The 15,240-nt window shown below is 61.3% G+C and carries 20 protein-coding genes; 3 read left to right on the plus strand and 17 right to left on the minus strand.

All coding sequences use genetic code 11. From position 1 onward, the window contains the following. Positions 1-1,708: calcium-binding protein (locus tag ASV56_RS22530; RefSeq protein WP_301336089.1), on the minus strand; the 1,708-nt coding region annotated here is incomplete at its 3' end. Positions 1,709-2,086: 378 nt separating this feature from the next. Here ASV56_RS22530 and ASV56_RS04745 point away from each other — a divergent pair. Both ASV56_RS04745 and ASV56_RS04750 read left to right on the plus strand, forming a co-directional pair. Continuing rightward, entirely contained in the window at positions 2,087-2,635 is a 549-nt protein-coding gene (locus ASV56_RS04745) for a lysozyme (protein ID WP_062560996.1), read from the plus strand. Between the two features lie 2 nt (positions 2,636-2,637). Then, positions 2,638-2,874: a Pam3-gp28 family putative phage holin gene (locus tag ASV56_RS04750; RefSeq protein WP_062560997.1), complete on the plus strand. Its 237-nt coding sequence runs from the start codon at positions 2,638-2,640 to the stop codon at positions 2,872-2,874. A 293-nt stretch (positions 2,875-3,167) separates the two neighbouring features. On the opposite strand, the gene ASV56_RS04755 is transcribed toward ASV56_RS04750, so the two are convergent. Together ASV56_RS04755 and ASV56_RS23420 are read right to left on the minus strand one after the other, a co-directional pair. Then, positions 3,168-3,374 (minus strand): cold-shock protein, encoded by a 207-nt coding sequence (locus ASV56_RS04755; RefSeq protein WP_062560998.1) that lies wholly within the window; start codon positions 3,372-3,374, stop codon positions 3,168-3,170. Positions 3,375-3,492: 118 nt separating this feature from the next. Continuing rightward, the gene (locus ASV56_RS23420) at positions 3,493-3,780 is read right to left on the minus strand and encodes a hypothetical protein (protein WP_156429069.1); all 288 of its coding nucleotides are present in this window, start codon (positions 3,778-3,780) and stop codon (positions 3,493-3,495) included. A 524-nt stretch (positions 3,781-4,304) separates the two neighbouring features. On the opposite strand from ASV56_RS23420, the gene ASV56_RS04760 reads away from it, so the two are divergent. Further along, positions 4,305-4,985 carry a thermonuclease family protein gene (locus tag ASV56_RS04760; protein ID WP_156429070.1) on the plus strand — a complete coding sequence of 227 codons (681 nt, stop codon included), beginning with the start codon at positions 4,305-4,307 and terminating at the stop codon, positions 4,983-4,985. Here ASV56_RS04760 and ASV56_RS24785 read toward each other — a convergent pair whose 3' ends face one another. The 14 genes from ASV56_RS24785 to ASV56_RS24335 all read right to left on the minus strand — a co-directional run bounded on the left by ASV56_RS24785 (position 4,986) and on the right by ASV56_RS24335 (position 15,121). After that, a complete protein-coding gene (locus ASV56_RS24785) occupies positions 4,986-5,117 on the minus strand; it encodes a hypothetical protein (RefSeq protein WP_301336090.1) in 132 nt (43 codons plus the stop codon). Positions 5,118-5,173: 56 nt separating this feature from the next. Further along, a complete protein-coding gene (locus tag ASV56_RS04770) occupies positions 5,174-5,830 on the minus strand; it encodes a hypothetical protein (protein ID WP_062561000.1) in 657 nt (218 codons plus the stop codon). Continuing rightward, positions 5,827-6,804 (minus strand): hypothetical protein, encoded by a 978-nt coding sequence (locus ASV56_RS04775; protein ID WP_062561001.1) that lies wholly within the window; start codon positions 6,802-6,804, stop codon positions 5,827-5,829. Before ASV56_RS04775 ends, ASV56_RS04770 begins: the two co-directional genes overlap by 4 nt. Positions 6,805-6,807: 3 nt before the next feature. After that, entirely contained in the window at positions 6,808-7,611 is an 804-nt protein-coding gene (locus ASV56_RS23425; RefSeq protein ID WP_062561002.1) for a hypothetical protein, read from the minus strand. A 219-nt stretch (positions 7,612-7,830) separates the two neighbouring features. Then, positions 7,831-9,324, minus strand: coding sequence for a YfjI family protein (locus ASV56_RS04785; protein WP_172823731.1), 1,494 nt, complete (start codon positions 9,322-9,324; stop codon positions 7,831-7,833). A gap of 5 nt (positions 9,325-9,329) precedes the next feature. Next, on the minus strand, positions 9,330-10,211 hold the full coding sequence (locus ASV56_RS04790) for a DUF7146 domain-containing protein (RefSeq protein WP_062561004.1): 882 nt from the start codon (positions 10,209-10,211) through the stop codon (positions 9,330-9,332). Next, a complete protein-coding gene (locus tag ASV56_RS04795) occupies positions 10,208-10,423 on the minus strand; it encodes a transcriptional coactivator p15/PC4 family protein (protein WP_062561005.1) in 216 nt (71 codons plus the stop codon). The genes ASV56_RS04790 and ASV56_RS04795 overlap by 4 nt, the downstream gene beginning before the upstream one ends. Then, positions 10,420-10,725: a winged helix domain-containing protein gene (locus tag ASV56_RS04800; protein WP_062561006.1), complete on the minus strand. Its 306-nt coding sequence runs from the start codon at positions 10,723-10,725 to the stop codon at positions 10,420-10,422. The genes ASV56_RS04795 and ASV56_RS04800 overlap by 4 nt, the downstream gene beginning before the upstream one ends. Positions 10,726-11,170: 445 nt before the next feature. Beyond that, positions 11,171-11,371, minus strand: a complete 201-nt coding sequence (locus tag ASV56_RS23430; protein ID WP_156429071.1) for a hypothetical protein — start codon at positions 11,369-11,371, stop codon at positions 11,171-11,173. A gap of 165 nt (positions 11,372-11,536) precedes the next feature. After that, positions 11,537-12,324 (minus strand): IS5 family transposase gene (locus tag ASV56_RS22555; protein WP_156429072.1). Its coding sequence is split into 2 segments (ribosomal slippage): positions 11,537-11,988 and positions 11,988-12,324, totalling 789 coding nucleotides; the frame shifts between segments, so codons are not numbered across the junction. Positions 12,325-12,374: 50 nt separating this feature from the next. Next, positions 12,375-12,938: a hypothetical protein gene (locus tag ASV56_RS23435; RefSeq protein WP_156429073.1), complete on the minus strand. Its 564-nt coding sequence runs from the start codon at positions 12,936-12,938 to the stop codon at positions 12,375-12,377. Next, positions 12,938-14,230, minus strand: coding sequence for a tyrosine-type recombinase/integrase (locus ASV56_RS04815; RefSeq protein ID WP_062562238.1), 1,293 nt, complete (start codon positions 14,228-14,230; stop codon positions 12,938-12,940). Before ASV56_RS04815 ends, ASV56_RS23435 begins: the two co-directional genes overlap by 1 nt. 423 nt (positions 14,231-14,653) lie before the next feature. Then, positions 14,654-14,806, minus strand: a complete 153-nt coding sequence (locus ASV56_RS24330; protein WP_301336091.1) for a M48 metallopeptidase family protein — start codon at positions 14,804-14,806, stop codon at positions 14,654-14,656. Positions 14,807-14,971: 165 nt separating this feature from the next. Continuing rightward, the gene (locus ASV56_RS24335; protein ID WP_253879867.1) at positions 14,972-15,121 is read right to left on the minus strand and encodes a hypothetical protein; all 150 of its coding nucleotides are present in this window, start codon (positions 15,119-15,121) and stop codon (positions 14,972-14,974) included. Between the last annotated feature and the right edge of the window lie 119 nt (positions 15,122-15,240).

Here is a 15,240-nt window from a genome sequence, read left to right on the forward strand (position 1 = left end):
CAGATGAATTTGTAAACTCCTTGTCCCCGATAAATGTGAAATCTTGGTTTCCGAAGGTGTTTGTGTTGGCGTCGATATTTCTTAGATCGACAATATCCCCGTCCAAACGGTTGAAGTCTACGATCACATCGCGTTCCGCGCCCACTGGAGATACGAATTGATCGATGAAGACAAACGTGTCTGCGCCTAGTCCACCATGCAACCAGTCTTTCCCCAAGCCTCCGTCGAGAATGTCATTACCTTCGCCTCCGTAGAGGAAATCGCGACCCGGATTGCCGAAAAGCATGTCGTTGCCCGAGCCTCCGAAAAGGGTGTCGCTTCCTGTTCCGCCGTAAAGCGTATCCTGCCCAGCTCCACCTTGAAGAATGTCGTTATCCGCCCGGCCAACTAGGTAGTCTGCACCAGCCCCGCCATATATCGTGTCATTCCCCGACCCACCACGAGCAAAGTCATTTCCATCACCTCCAAAAATGAGGTCATTGCCTGCTCCGCCAAATATTTTGTCGTTATCGTTGTTGCCGTGAAGGGTGTCGTTACCATGACCGCCGTGGAGTTCATCCGACCCGGCCCCGCCCTCAACTACGTCAGCCCCTCCTCCGGCGAATATTGTGTCATTGCCGGTGCCTCCTGACATGAAATCGTTTCCGTTGTTGCCTTGGATCAGATCGTTGCCCGCCTCGCCCCTGATTGTGTCATTCCCAGGCCCGCCATTCAGACGATCATTGCCGTTTCCGCCAAGAATAAAGTCATTCTCCGAGCCGCCGAATATCAGATCGTTCCCATCACCCCCACGGATCGTATCAGCATCGGAGCCGCCCGCTATCGTATCATGCCCCGCTCCGCCGAATATCAGATCGAAGCCCTTACCACCTTCGATCATGTCATTGCCATCGCCCCCGAAGACAGTATCGTTTCCCATATGCGCCCTGATGTAGTCTTGACCGCCTCCTCCATAAATCAGGTCGTCCCCGCGCCGGGCATCGATCAACTCGTCGGCCGCGCTACCGGAAATGTTTACACTCTGGTGCACTCCTTCAGTCGCGTTGATCACGCGTGTTGGATTGAAACGAGAAGTAATGGACGATGACAGAGAGTTTGCCGGATTTTCATACTGAATGGTCGGAAGCACGCTGGGCAGCTCGTGATTCCAAGCTAGGAAGTGCTCCTCGTCATGCCATGTTCCGTCCGCACCTTTCACCTGTCGTGCACCCTCCAGAGCATACAAGGCGCGGCCGCCTTGCTTGTTGATGATCTGCAGCCATTGCTGTCCAAGATATTCAACAAAGGAAACGTTAACGCCAGTAATCGCTTCCGGTTTGTTCAGGTCGAGCTTTTGATTTGCGATCCATATTTCGTCGGAGTTGCCGTCGAAGTCATCCAGTCGGCCGACTACCGTTCCTTTCATGTTGGCAACGTTGTCGAAGTAGAACTTATCGTTTCCAGCCTCAGCGAAGATGTGGTGTCCGTGCTGAATCGACCGCGAGCCGGACACGCCCATATCTAGTCTGAATGTGTCATTTCCTCCACCCGCATGGATGTGGATTTGGTTCGCGGGCTGGCCGTCGGTCTTGACGAAAAACGTGTCGTCGCCTTCGGTTCCGACCCCATGCGCTGAACCGCCGTTGCGCGAATCGATCCTGTATGCCGATCCGCCTGAATCGCCGCCGCCATCGTCGGGATGGTGGCCGCCGTGGAAAATCACAGTCATGGATATGCCCTCTTGCTGTGGTGGGTTGAGTGTTTTGCACCATAGCCAGAGTAGAATTAAGATAGCGCTGGGATCACCTACCTATATACCTTCAAATAGATTGTAATTTTAAATGACTTTTCGTTGTTTACCAAAACGACGGCAAGGCGCTCCTCGCAGAGCGCCTTTATCGTCCGTTAGCAGCTTCAGCAATTTGATAAGTTTATTGGACCGCGCATGACTTGTCTTTGCGATCAATGAATTTGTACCGGTTGGATCCTAATTTTTCGTGAAGATGAAGTTAATTAATCATTGATTTTGAAAATTTTAGATAGCGCAAAGATTTGCCGCTCCGACTAACCCGCCCCGCCTCGCGCGGGGCTTTTTCATGAGGACACCATGACCAATCCCATCGCCGCGCTTTTTGCGTGGCTCTCCGGCGTGTTCGGCTCCCAGGCCAATGCGAAGAAGGCGGCCGGCGCGACCGGCGCGGCCGGGGTCATCGCCGCAGCCGCCATCTTCATCGGACCATGGGAAGGCGAGCGCACCGAGGCCTACCTCGACCGCATCGCCCAGCCGCCCGTCTGGACCGTCTGCTACGGCGAGACGCGCGGCGTGAAGGCCGGCGACCGCTACACCAGCGCGCAATGCACCGACATGCTCATGGCGGCGCTTGCGACCTATCGCGACGGCCTGACCCGGTGCGTCCCGGCGCTGCCGCAGCAGCCCGAGGGCGTGCAGGTGGCGCTGGTGTCCTGGTCCTACAACGTCGGGACGAGCGCGGCCTGTGGCTCGACGCTCGCGAAGAAGGCCAATGCCGGCGACTGGCAGGGCGCCTGCAACCAGCTCCCGCGCTGGGACAAGGTCGGCGGCAAGCCCGTCAAGGGCCTGACCAACCGGCGCGCGGCTGAAACGAAACTCTGCCTCAATGCACTGAAAGGACAGTGACCATGCTCAAAGGCTCCATCGCGCTCGTCATTCGCTACCTGCTGCTGATCGGTGGCGGTGGCCTGGCCTCGGCCGGCATCATCACCGCGACCCCTGACCTCGGCTATTACTGCTTCGACACCAAGGTTGTCGCCGATGCGACTGCCACCGGCATCGCCCTGGCTCTGGGCGGCGGTGTCTCCGTGGTCGGCGGCATCGGCTGGCGGTTCTGGGCCAAGAAGGGCGGCGGAGTGACGTGAATATCCGTGCCTAGAGGTCGGGCATAGCCCTAGAACTATTTCTTGCGCTTCTTTTTTGCGGAAGCAGCCCCGCGGGCGGCTTCCAGCGCTTCCCTACCAAGACGCGCGGCTTTTAATGATGCGGTCAATTCGGCCCGCTTCCGAGTTTGCTCATCAATTATCAGTCTTGCCTCGGACGCGGTTCGATCCATGGCCCTCAGGGGCGTGGGGGTGCGAAAAAGGGCATTTGTCTTATTCAACATTCTACGTCTCCAAATGAATTCAGCCCGGATATAATCCGGGCTGGTTCAAAATCAGGCCAACATCAGGTTGCTGGCAGATTGGCGGCCATCCCGCCCGGATTCGACTTCGAAAGTCACGGCTTGACCATCAGAAATGCTGTGAAGGCCCGCACGCTCAAGCGCAGAAACATGCAGGAAAACATCCTTGCTGCTCTGGTCGGGAGCGATGAAGCCGAAGCCTTTGTTGGCGTTGAACCATTTCACGGTGCCATTGGCCATCGTGATATCTCCTTGTGGATTTGTCGCTCGCTGATTGCAGCGACCTGGCTTGATCAGTTCAAAAGCAGACTGAAGCCAAAAGGAGACAGGATGCAGAGGAAATAACGTAGCAAGCCCTCTATGCGCCCATGCAAGGAATAAAGCAAACACTTCCTTTTTTAATTTTTTTCCACCAATGTCGTGGGCGAGGAAATGCCGGATGCAGGCTGAGATTTTGAAGATTAATCGATGAATAAACAGATGCTTGCAAGATAGTCTGTTCCGCAATGATGTAATTTGGCGCGACGCAGCCTATGTTTGGATCGTGCCTTCCACCACGCAAAGGGCCAAGCAAATAAGTATGGCCTTCAGGTTGCGCCGCTGGGTTCAGCCTGATTGCAGCACTCCCGGTGAAGCGGCGCAACAAGGCATGACGATTCCTTTGTGCCGGCATGCGTTGCAGCTAGTAGCCGAGGGGCGTGGCGGTGGGTTCATCCCACCGCCATTGTTTGTCCTTAAGCAGGAGATCCGAACATGATCAGATGCGTGTCGCTGACAGATACATTGAGCGGGTTGACCGAAGTTTTCCAGAATCCACCCTGGCATCTGGACGGCATCAGGCACCATGTCAGAGGAAGCCTCGTGAAGCTGCGGCATGACGACGGCCGCGAGAGAATGATTCCGGTAAAGCTTGGCACAACCGGCTTGGACGAGCGCTTTGCAGGATGGACAGGGGGCGGGAGGTCAGTCCTCCCCATCTCCTGATCAGGCGGTCATGGCGTCTGAGGCTAGCGGGTATCGAGGCCGAGGGCGGCTCTTTTGCGTTCAACGTGTCGCGAATGTCGCGGGTGTCGCAGGGGTCCGACCTGTAAAACTGTCGAAATATGCAGGGCGCTTTGGCAGCCGGCATACGCTAACCAGGACAGAGTTCACACGTTAAGACATTGTGCCATGAAGCATTTATTCGCCGCCGTCGCCCTCGTCGCCATATCTGGCTGCTACCCGGCGGCCCCCGAGATCAACGCCCCAGCCAGCGACAGCATCAAGGGCGTGGCCTCGGTCATCGATGGCGACACCATCGACATCCACGGCGCGCGCATCCGTCTGAACGGCATCGACACACCGGAAAGCGGGCAGCTGTGTCAGGACGCACGCGGCAAGGATTGGCGCTGCGGCCAGCAAGCCGCCCTGGCCCTCTCGGATCGGATCGGCCGGCAACCCGTCAGCTGCAACCCGACCGACACCGACCGCTACGGCCGGGTGGTGGCGGATTGCTTCGCCGGTGGCGAGAACCTGAACCGCTGGATGGTCCACCAGGGATGGGCGGTGGCCTATCGGCAGTATTCGACGGCCTATGTCTCGGCCGAGGACAGCGCCAGAACCGGGCGACGCGGGCTCTGGCAGGGACAGTTTGACATGCCCTGGGACTGGCGGTCGCAGCGCCGTAACCGGGCCGAGGCGCCGATGCCCCGCCTGCTGCAACTAGCCGGGCGGTCCTATTCCTGTAGCCCCCGCAAGACCTGCAAGGCCATCGGCAGCTGCGAAGAGGCCCGCTGGTATCTGGAGAACTGCTCCTGGGGCGGCAAGCTGGACCGCGACAACGATGGCATTCCCTGCGAGAGCATCTGCTGATCAGCCCGCCGCCGGCTGCCACTTGGCCACCATGCCCTTGATCTGCGTCGGCGGGTCGATCCGATACCAGTGCCCGTCGTCGTGCAGGAAGTATTTGCCGGGGACATCGTAAGCCCCCAGCGAGTCCCGCATCCTCACCTTGCAAATGGTTCCGTCAGGGACGGCCTCACGCACCGGGCGCCAGTCTGTCATTCCCCTTCCCTCCAAGGGGCCATGGGCGGCATGTCGTCGCTGATCTCGATGCTGTGCAATGCGCCCCTCAGCTGGTGCCACAGCTCTAGCAGCGCCGCCCACCACGCGAGATAGGCCCGGTGCTGAGCCGCGACGCTGGCCGCCGTGCCGGTGTAGATGATTGGGCACACGTCGCCCAGCCGTTCGCGCCTCTTGCGCTGCCGGGAACGCCAGATCCACGGGCTGCCCGCCTTGGGCCTGACCGTTGCCGTCCAGCGGCCCTCCTGCTCGCACCAGGACCAGCTTGCCGGGGCGACGCCGGGCTTGACCGCAGGCTCCCAGTCGGGGACGCGACGCGCGCGGGCCAGCTCGGCGATCTGCGTGGCCATCCTGCGGCCGCCCAGGTTCTCGGGCAGGCCCTCGACCACGGCCGCGATAATCTGCGCGTCAGTCGCCGGGGAACTGCTCCCGCCACCGTCGACCTTGCAGCCGAGTTCCGCGCGGCGGGCCATGACCCAGATCGGGCCGACCGCGACCCGCTCGAATTCCCGGGCGCCGTATTCATCGAAATCGAGCTGGGCCTTTTCCGTGGCGAAGGCCCATTCCAAAGCCTGCTGGATCGTCATCGCGCGAGCGGGACGGCTGGCCTTGGGCACATGCTGGTGCATGGTCATTTGCGCCTCCTGGCTTTCTCCTTGCGCGCGATTGCACGCTCGTCCGCGAGTTGTTGAAGCTCGTCGGCAATCGCCGGGCTGTAGGCGATGAGGCCCAGCCATTCGGGGATGTCGGGAACAAGGCCGATCCGGTGCGCCTCGGGCTTCGGATCGGGCATCCAAGGCTCAGGATGGCGACGCGGGTGGCGATGCAAGGTCAATTGCCCATCCAGGTCGCGGGACATGCTGAACACGTCCACCGCGCCGGATTGGCAGCGGCAGAACACGTTCACCTGCGAAAAGTTGTCGGGATCGAACAGGTTTGCCGCGTGGCTTAGAAAGCGCAGGCCGATTTCAAGCTGCGCGTCAACTTTGGCCGCCTCGCGCATCACCGCTACCAGATCTTTCCCGGTCACCGCCTGCGCGTCGATTTCCATCCAGGCCGCAAGGCGCTCGCGTCCGTATGCGATGCGTGCCGGTGCCCCTCCCGATAGCAGGGCAGTAATGCCGGGAATGTCCCGATGCCTCAGCGAGAAGCGGCTCGTTTCGTGGCTGATCATCTTCACCGCGCACAACGCGGCCTTTTCAAACTGCACCAAGGCCGGCGTGAGCAGGTCCAGCAGCGTCGGGATTGCCGCCTGCAAGTTCGCCACGGCCTGCCGCAGCATCGCCAGCCTGTGTCTTTGCAGATAGTCGCTGCTCAGAGCCGCTGCCTTCTCCTTGCCAAAAAACCGATCAGCGCAGCAATGGCCGCAAAGCGCGATCCGCCCATCAGCCAGGGAGACGGTATACCCCCGCTTGTGCGGGGTGCGCTTGGCGCAGAAGGCGCAGGGCTGCTCATCGTCGGCGACGTAGGAGTTGAGATAGGAGACCGGGACCACACCGCGCTCCACGACCGGCGTCAGGTCCGGTTGAAGATCCGGCCGCGAGATGACAAGGCCAGTGCCGTCATCGGCCCGCAGGGCGCCTGCATATCCTTTGCGAACGTGCCGCATGGCTTATCCTTCCTCGTTAATGGGGGTGCGGGTGGCGGCGAAGACGGCGAAGTCCTCCCGCAGGGCGGTGATCAGCGCCTTGTCCGGGTCAATGCCCCGGGTGAAATCGCGGTTGGCCAGAAAATCCATCCACTCCAGCCGGGCGGCGATGCCTTCCGCAGTCGGGGTGCGCAGATTGTCCAGCAGGTGCTCCAGTGCGGAACGCCACGCTTCTGACCACCTCTCCGGCGTGTAATCCGGGTCGAAGGCAATCCGGTCGTCGGTGCGCGCCTCCTGGGCCAGGAAAGCCGCCCAAGCGCTTGGGACCGCGTCGGGGACGAGACCAGTGGCCCGCATGGCCGCCCACATTTCGGGGGTCGGGCCGTCCGAATATCTGAAATCTCGATAGCCCCAGGAAGTATTGCCCGGCTCGGTCAACGGTTCGATGGCATCCCGGATCGCCGCCTCTAGATCGGTCGGGGCGAAAACCGCATCCTCGGACCCATAGACCTCCAGAAGCTCACGGCAGCGCGCCAGCCTCTTGGATTCCTTCTCGGCACGGCGGGCGGCCTCGCGGGCTTTGTATCCCGGTTCGCGCTCTTCCATCCAGTCGGCAAACCCCGTGAAGAAATTGGCCGACTGAGGCTGGACGGGTGCGTCTAGCTGGGCCAAAGCCCTGGCGAGGGTCAGCCCTGCCTTGGCCGCCACCAGCGTCGCTTGGGCGCGGGCTGCCTCGCGCTCCCCGGCCGTCGCCCCCCTGTCGATCAGGGCGCGCAGCTTGCGGAGTTTCGCCTTGTCCAATTCGGACATGGTTGCATGTGCGGTCATAGCTGTTCCTTGAAATTGAGCATCTGCATGGCCCGCAGCAGATCGGCCGCGAGACAGAGGGCTGCGCTGGGCGTGAGACGGACGGCTGCCACCTGCTGGCCTTCGCGCCAGACGTGAAGGACTGGCCCGGGACGGACGGTAATCAGCTGGGCCGGCAGAATCGCAGAATCGCAAGAATCGCAACGGCGTCGGGCGCTTTCGGGGCGCTGGCTCCGAGGGTCAAAAGGCATGCCCGGCCCTCACGATGCGATAGGCTTCCTTCCGCGCCGCACCCCTGATCACCTCGCCCTCAGGCAATGGCATGAGCCAGCCATTCAGGACGAGTTGCATCAACGGCTTGGACAGCCTGGCTCGGTCACGAATCGAATTCGGCCCCCGATTCAGGATTTCCGAAGGCGTCACGTCCTGATGCGGCCAGCTATCAAGCAGCCAGCGGCGCAGCATCTCGGCCCGGTTGGTTTCCTCGGATATGGCCCCGGCCTCGGCCAGCCGCCGAGCTTCCCCTAGATAGAAGCGGGCAAGCTCGATGCCCCATGTCATCGCCTCGGGCGCCACCTCTTGGGTGTCCAGATCAGTCCAGAGGGTCAGCACCCCGGCGATGCGCGCGGCCTGTTCCGCCGCCTTGGAGCCATAGGACCGGATCTGCTCCAGCGCACCGCCCTGTGCCTGGGCCAGTTCGGTTTCCTCGTAGAACCGCCAGAGCAGATCGCGCGCCCGAGCCGAGAGCGGCAGCGTGACGGGCCGCAACTCGCGTTCCGTGTCGCCGGTCGGCATGGGGATGGCGAGGATCTGGGCCAGCCGGGCCGTGAAGGCATCGAGGTTCAACCGGCTGCCAGCGTCATGGCCCCGGCGCAACCGCGTGCCGATGGCGCTGGGCGGCTCGGTGATCAGGAACCGCGCCAGGAAGCCTTGGCCCGCTGCCAGCGGATCGGCCAGGAAGGGATGGGCGATGATGGGCTGCACCATGACGTGCATGGACAGGCGGCGGCCGGGATAATCGCTGGTGCCGTCGCCGGCCCGCATCCGGGTCAGCTTGTCGCCGTTCCAGAGGCTCGAATAGCCGGCGATGGTCTTGAGCCGGTTGTCGGTGTTCATTCCGTGCCCGCCGATGAAGCTGCCGCCCTCGTCGGTGAACAGCCCGACCGAGGGCCGTCCGGCCTGGTAGAACTTGAACAGCCCTTCAATGGTCGGTTCCTGAAAAGTCAGGTTCGGTTTCAGGGGTTCGACCGGCCCCGGGCCGAGGTTCTGCAAATCGGCCTGGGCCTTGAGCGCCTTGCCGGGGTCAGCCCCGGCGGCCTCGCTCATGAGGCGCTTGCGCTTGCCCTGCCAGATCTCGGCGACCACCTCATATTCGCGAAACGCTTCGCGATAGGTCACGGCTTCGCGGGCTTCATGTTCGCGGATGCCTGCCATCAACAGACGGTCGCAGGTGGACTTGCGCTCCCCGCTCTCCGCTATGGTCAAGCAGAACAGTGAGCACGGCGCGGTGCCGCCCCCGAGGATTTCCACATCGGCGAAGCCCTGCACCGCCAGCGCGGCAATGGAGAGCGCCGACTGCGCGGCGATGGCGGCGGGCGCCTGGGAAATGTCCTGCACCGCCTCCACGGCCGCCAACAGCGGGCCGAGGGCATGCACGGGATAGGGCTCGCCCGGCGGGATTTCCCGCATGAGCGGCTGCGGCCCCTCGGTCTTGAACGGGATAGGTTCGGGCATCGCATTCATGCGCTGGCCTCTTTCTTGTTCAGGACATCGTTCCAGTCCCGTCCCTCGGGGGCTGGCAAAAGACTGACGGACCAGCCCATGGCGCTGGCGCGTTCGGCCAGCTTGTTGGCGGCTTCCCTGCCCGCCTTGTCACCATCATTGGCAATGGTCAGACGCCTGGGAGGGGAAGGCAGGCGAAGACCAGCGATGCCGGCACAGGACAGTGCCGCCCAGATCGTCGCGGGGCGGCCCAGCAGGCCGCAGGCGAGGCTCAGCGCCGTCTCGATGCCCTCGGCTACCACTAGCGTTTCACCGCCTTCTGCCAGCCGCACAGCGCCACCGAGCGCCGCGCCCAGCATGGCCTTGGGCGGAGCTAGCTCGGCCTTGCCGTTACCGCTCGGGCGCAGATAGGTCCGATGCACCGCCAGCCGGGAAAGCCCCTCGATCCGCGCCACCATGGCCGGGACGCGGCGGGCGCTGGGGTGCCAGCAGTCGGGATGGAAGCGCAGGCTATCCGGCAGGACGCAGGTGATGCCCCGGCCCCGCAGGTAGGATTCCGCGATGGTGCCATGAATCGGCAGCGCCTCGCGCCAGCAGGCCAGGGCGCGCTTTTCCGCTGCATCGGCGGCGGCGTCATCCTCGGCCTTGCGCTTGGCTATTTCGGCCGGGCTCAGAGGCTCGGGGCGATAGTCCCGCGACAGCGCGCCCCGCGCGCGCAGAGCATCCAGAATGTCGATAAAGGCGCAGCCGGTCTTGCAGTTCAGCAGCAACCGGCCGTCCGGGGCATCGGCCAGCGAGAGCGAAGGCTTGCGGTCACCATGGGCCGGGCAGCAGGCAAGGCCATAGCGGCCATACCACTTGCCCCCCAGCGATTGCGTGAGGGTGTGGGCGTCTGTCATGCCGCGCCGCTCTTGCTGGCCTTGCCCAGCGTTTCCATGACCGTCGGCAACAGGTCGAGCCGAAAGGCCATGCCCTGCTTGCCCGGCCGCATCGTCCCCGTTCCGTCGTCAAACCAGACGCGGATATTGATCAGGTCATGGCCCTTGAAGTTCTCCGCTGTGATGCGGATTTCTTCGCGGCCGTTCTTCTTGATGATGCCCAGGTCCGTCATTCGGCGGCCTCGCGACCAGGGGTCACGCTGGACCGAAGGACATAGCGCGCGTGATGGCCGGGGAACGGGCCGTCATGGCTCTCGTGGATCGTCTCGATGCAGACACCGGCCTTTTTCAGCTTGAATACATAGGCCGACCAGCGCGGCCCAGGCTGCTCGATGGGCGTGCAGCCCTTCGACCCGGTGCGCATCAAGTGCTCCAAGGCCCAGCGAGCCCGGCCTTGAACAGCGACCACGCGGGGTTCCGAATCCCCGTCGCGAATAGTGAATGCCCGTGCGGGCCATTGCTCTTTAAAGCTCATTCCTTGCCTCATGTATTGCGGGCAAGGGCGCTGGGCGCTATATTCGCGGTAACCATCTTACCGCTAAACGAATGCGCCGCCGCCCTACTTCCCGGGGGTGGCGGTTTCGTTATGCGACGCCGGCCAGTTCGGCGCGGCCGCGTTCCCATGCTTCAAGCTCCGAGAGCTTCCAGCGGGTGCATCCGGGCGTCAGGGTGATGGGCTTCGGAAAGCTCGGGTCGATTTTCGGCCAGCGCCACGGGGTCTTAGGATGAACTCCGTAGCGTTGAGCAACTTGAGAGGCAGATAGGTATGTAACAGACATGTTGCCCTCCAATCGGTAGCGATTGGAGGCAATATGCCTGGATTAGCAGCACGCGAGAACAATGGCAGAACACGCAAAATTTTCATCGGGGTTTTGCACATGCCTCTGCCAGAAACTATCATCTCTTGCCTAAGGTTTTGCTCACTTCTGCCCTAAGCTTCGTTTGATCGTGTCGATAGAGATGCGCTCGCCCAACTTTTCTTCGATCCTTCGCGCCACCGTGGGCCAACTGTCGCGTCCTTTGCCTGATGGATAAATTTCAGTGAATGCTTCGGCCGCGATGTCCTGCTTGCGGGGCCGCCCCCCGATGTTTGGCACGTCTCCGTGCAGGATGCTTCTCATCACTTTTTGATGTTTTTGCCCCCTGTTCTCGCAGAAGCTACGCCATTCATCCCCAGCGAGTCGCTCTGGCAGACAGAAAAACCAACCTTCATAGGGAGCAAGCAGGTCTATCAGTAACTGTAAAGAATGGGTTCCTTCGGAACTCATTTTTTCGATAAGCCTAGGTCATGTTGACAAATGGCGGAGCCAGAGGCGGATCGACGTGATATCGATGAAGCCAAGGAAGCTTTCGGCGGTCTTGTCGTAGCGGGTGGCGACACGGCGAGCGTTCTTGAGCTTGTTGAAGCGCCGCTCGACAAGGTTCCGCAGCCGGTAGAGCCTGCGATCGACAGCGACACGGAGCCTGCGAGACTTGCGCATCGGGACCACCGGCAGGATGCTACGCGCCTCCATGGTTTTGCGAACCTTGGCGGAGTCATAGCCGCGATCGGCCAGCAGGATGCAAGGCTCCGGCAGGTTGTCGTCCATGACCAGATCAAAGCCCAGGTAGTCCGATGTCTGGCCCGGCGTGATGTCCGACCTCATTGGCAGCCCGGCAGCATTGACGCGCAGGTGGACCTTGGTCGTGAAACCACCTCTTGAACGGCCAAAACCCTGTCTTGGAGTCCCCCTTTTGCGCCCGCTGCCTGATGATGGGCGCGGATCACGGTGCTGTCGATCATCTGGAGCGCATCCGGCACGATCCGACTTTCGTTCAGCGCTTCGAGGATCTGCTCCCACAACCCCGCCAGGGTCCAGCGCCGGAACTGGCGGTAGACACTGGACCACTTCCCGAACTCTTCTGGGAGGTCGCGCCAAGGAGAGCCGGTCCGCGCGATCCAGAAAATCCCATCAAGAACAAGGCGGTGATTTGCGGGCTTGCGCCCGTTCGGGGCGCGCACGGCCAGAATGAAGCGCTCATGAAACGCCCATTCCTCGTCCGACATCAGGTCTCGTGCCAAGCTGGTCTCCATTGCAGGTACCAGCTTGAATCACGATCAGGCCACCCTGTGAATCCCTTTTGTCAACACCACCTAGGTTCTGTTGCAAGAACCCGAAGAAGCGAAAACGAAATTCTTCCGGAATGTGATGCAAAAAGCATCGGGGCTTTCGTAAATCCATTTGTTTCCGCCGCACCGTCGATTATCGAAAGAATTTCTTTCTCCGCCGCGCTGCTAACTAACTCATTTTTCGAGTAAAATTTATCCACCAAGCTATTGAAGGCATCAATGGCTTCCTCAGTGAGGGGGTCGCACAAGTTAAAGTCACGCTTGATGTTAGCCGGTATCGAGATGGAGGGCAGTTCAGACAAGGTTCGACCCGATATGTCCACGTAGTGCCTGACTCCGAACACGCTAGCGGCGTTTATCGCCATCACCCGGCATGACGACGGATCAAATATGTGAAGGCTGTCCACACAGTAATCCAGAACCCACCTTAGAATGAGGTCATCCTTTCTTTGCACTGCAAAACTAATGATCGATTTCGCCTCATCCCTCACCACGTCTTTTGCCTGCTGATAAAGACTGTCGTCCAAAGCATCTCCCAGTATTGAGGTGAAAGGCGCATACCCCGCTGGTGCAAACATCAGCCTATCCTCACAACTTTAGCCCCGATCCGGTCTTTCCCGGTCAGGTAATCCGCCCAAGCCGCCATCATCGCGCGGCGCTTCTCAACCATGTCTCCGCGCCGATACGACGCCTCGACCGCGTTCCCGACCTTATGGGCAAGCGCAACCTCAGCCATATCGCCGGGGAAATGGGTTTCCTCTGCAATCCAGTCCCGGAAGGTTGACCGCAGACCATGGGGCACCGCAGGGCGCTTACTGGCCCTGTCGATGAAGCCGGGACCGTTCTCGGCCAGGTCAGCAGCATGCAGCCGTTTCATGGTGGCGCTCAGCGTCATGTCGGACATTTCCCCGCCACGGGGCGCGGGGAACACCAGCGAGTTATCCGCGAACCGGGGAAGCGCCTTGAGCAGATCGACGGCGTCCTTGGTCAGCGGCACCCGATGCTCTCGATCCATCTTCATACGCTCGGCCGGGATAGTCCACATCGCTGCCGAAAGGTCGATTTCATCCCAGCGCGCGCCGCGAACTTCTTGCGACCGCACCGCGGTCAGTGCCGTGAACTCAAGCGCACGGCTTCCTATGCCCTCGCGCTGCCGAAGGGCAGCAAACCAGCGCGGGGCATCCTTGATCTGCACCGCTGGATGATTGCCTTCCTTCGCGACTTTAGATGGGGCCGGCAGCAGCTCTTTCAGGTTGCCCGCCCAGCGGGCCGGATTGTCACCCGCCCGATGCCCCGCCACCGTGGCCCAGGATAGAACTGCCTCGATCCGCCCGCGCAGCCGCGTGGCGGTTTCGGTTTTGGTCGACCAGATCGGCTGCAACACGCGCAGCACGTCTTGCACGGCGATGTCGTGAACCAGCATGGAGCCCAGTTCAGGCATGGCGTAGCTCTTGAGCGTGTTGCCCCACTGCTGCTTGTGCTTTTCGTTCTTGAAGGCGTCGAGCTTGGCGGCAAGATACTGGTCGATGGCGTCCGCAAAGGTCAGGCCTCGCAACTGCGCAGCAGCGAGCGCCGCCTTGGCAGCCTTCCTTTCCTCGACCGGATCAATCCCGCTTCGAATCTTGTCTTTTGCCTCCCGGGCGCGCTCTCGCGCCATCGCAAGGGATACCTCAGGGAAGCCGCCCAGTCCGATTTCGCGACGCTTGACCCCGACCACCGCCCGAAGCAACCATGTGCGCGAACCCGTTGGCGTGATCTGCAAAAGCAGCCCCGAGACGCCGCCGACCGCGAACGTGACATTGCCCCCCTTGCCGGGGTGCTTCAATCGCTTCACCTCCAGCGGCAAAAGCTCCTTAGCGAGACGCGGCAATCCAAGCCCTCCATCATACCCGCCAAAGATATTGCGAACTGTCGCGACCGATTGCAACCACATGCACCGCCTTCGATAGATATTTTCTGTAGTCGTTGGGGGTTTTGCTACCGATAACTACCAGACCGCCCTGTGCGCTGGCAGCCACCCTCTCCGCCACTTGCCCTAACGAAAGCGTTCTCCCGATCCGGCTGCGGCCGGATTTTTTCGTTGTTTCGAGGTTATGCGGCAGGGGCTGAGCACTGACAGTGGCGCCGGGTGGCCCGGAAGCGGTCTCTCTGGGCCGATATTCTCCGGACCTGATGACTTCGCCAGTTTAGTGAATTTCTCATAAGACCATGTAGTATTGGTTAAATTCAAGCCGTTGGAATTGCTTGGATTGGAGTCGCGTTTGCGTCTGCCGCGACCGGGGTTCCGAATTTCTCATGCCATGGCCCGTTCCAACCTCTGCTTCCGACGCTTCCAATCGGGCATCACCTTGTCTAGGAGATCAAGGAAGGCAGACCCGTGATGGGGCTCGGCTACGTGGCAGAGCTCGTTGGTGATCACATAGTCGATTGCGTCGACCGGTGCCAACGAGGCGGCGGTTGAGCAGCAGGCGTCCGGCCGGTGACATCGACCCCCATCGTTGGCGGATTTGGTCCACGATGAGCCCCTTCGGCCGAAATGCCTCGGGATCCGGGAAGAGACCGAGGCAGAGTTCGATCCGCTCGGAAACTTGATGTGGGCCCGATCCCGGTATCATGCGACCGGTTCGCGCGTTACTTCCGGTCTGGTCGGCCGGTGAATCTGCACGACGATGAAGCCGCGGATCATTTTCACGCCTTCCTGCATGTGTGGGACGACCTTCAGCCGGTACTGGCGCCCCAGGTATCCGAATTTGTCGTCCATCGACCGCCCACGCACGCATCTCCTCACCATTCCAGGCAAATTCGCCCAGTCCGCGCGGAGCTGCGGCTGAATCCCCGCGTCCATGTAACGCGAGAGAGGCCGGAATGTCGTTTCCGAAA

Origin of the sequence: Paracoccus aminovorans, from assembly GCF_001546115.1 — a bacterium.
Lineage (GTDB): Bacteria > Pseudomonadota > Alphaproteobacteria > Rhodobacterales > Rhodobacteraceae > Paracoccus > Paracoccus aminovorans_B.

What these genes read in the sequence shown, in the direction of transcription:
- ASV56_RS04795 (WP_062561005.1), bottom strand. Translation starts at nt 10,423, where the DNA reads ATGACGGACCTGGGCATCATCAAGAAGAACGGCCGCGAAGAAATCCGC.
- ASV56_RS24335 (WP_253879867.1), bottom strand. Translation starts at nt 15,121, where the DNA reads ATGGACGACAAATTCGGATACCTGGGGCGCCAGTACCGGCTGAAGGTC.
- ASV56_RS04755 (WP_062560998.1), bottom strand. Translation starts at nt 3,374, where the DNA reads ATGGCCAATGGCACCGTGAAATGGTTCAACGCCAACAAAGGCTTCGGC.
- ASV56_RS04770 (WP_062561000.1), bottom strand. Translation starts at nt 5,830, where the DNA reads ATGACCATGCACCAGCATGTGCCCAAGGCCAGCCGTCCCGCTCGCGCG.
- ASV56_RS23435 (WP_156429073.1), bottom strand. Translation starts at nt 12,938, where the DNA reads ATGTTTGCACCAGCGGGGTATGCGCCTTTCACCTCAATACTGGGAGAT.
- ASV56_RS04750 (WP_062560997.1), top strand. Translation starts at nt 2,638, where the DNA reads ATGCTCAAAGGCTCCATCGCGCTCGTCATTCGCTACCTGCTGCTGATC.
- ASV56_RS04790 (WP_062561004.1), bottom strand. Translation starts at nt 10,211, where the DNA reads ATGACAGACGCCCACACCCTCACGCAATCGCTGGGGGGCAAGTGGTAT.
- ASV56_RS04775 (WP_062561001.1), bottom strand. Translation starts at nt 6,804, where the DNA reads ATGCGGCACGTTCGCAAAGGATATGCAGGCGCCCTGCGGGCCGATGAC.
- ASV56_RS24785 (WP_301336090.1), bottom strand. Translation starts at nt 5,117, where the DNA reads ATGCGGGACTCGCTGGGGGCTTACGATGTCCCCGGCAAATACTTCCTG.
- ASV56_RS23425 (WP_062561002.1), bottom strand. Translation starts at nt 7,611, where the DNA reads ATGACCGCACATGCAACCATGTCCGAATTGGACAAGGCGAAACTCCGC.
- ASV56_RS04800 (WP_062561006.1), bottom strand. Translation starts at nt 10,725, where the DNA reads ATGAGCTTTAAAGAGCAATGGCCCGCACGGGCATTCACTATTCGCGAC.
- ASV56_RS04745 (WP_062560996.1), top strand. Translation starts at nt 2,087, where the DNA reads ATGACCAATCCCATCGCCGCGCTTTTTGCGTGGCTCTCCGGCGTGTTC.
- ASV56_RS04785 (WP_172823731.1), bottom strand. Translation starts at nt 9,324, where the DNA reads ATGCCCGAACCTATCCCGTTCAAGACCGAGGGGCCGCAGCCGCTCATG.
- ASV56_RS04760 (WP_156429070.1), top strand. Translation starts at nt 4,305, where the DNA reads ATGAAGCATTTATTCGCCGCCGTCGCCCTCGTCGCCATATCTGGCTGC.
- ASV56_RS23430 (WP_156429071.1), bottom strand. Translation starts at nt 11,371, where the DNA reads ATGAGAAGCATCCTGCACGGAGACGTGCCAAACATCGGGGGGCGGCCC.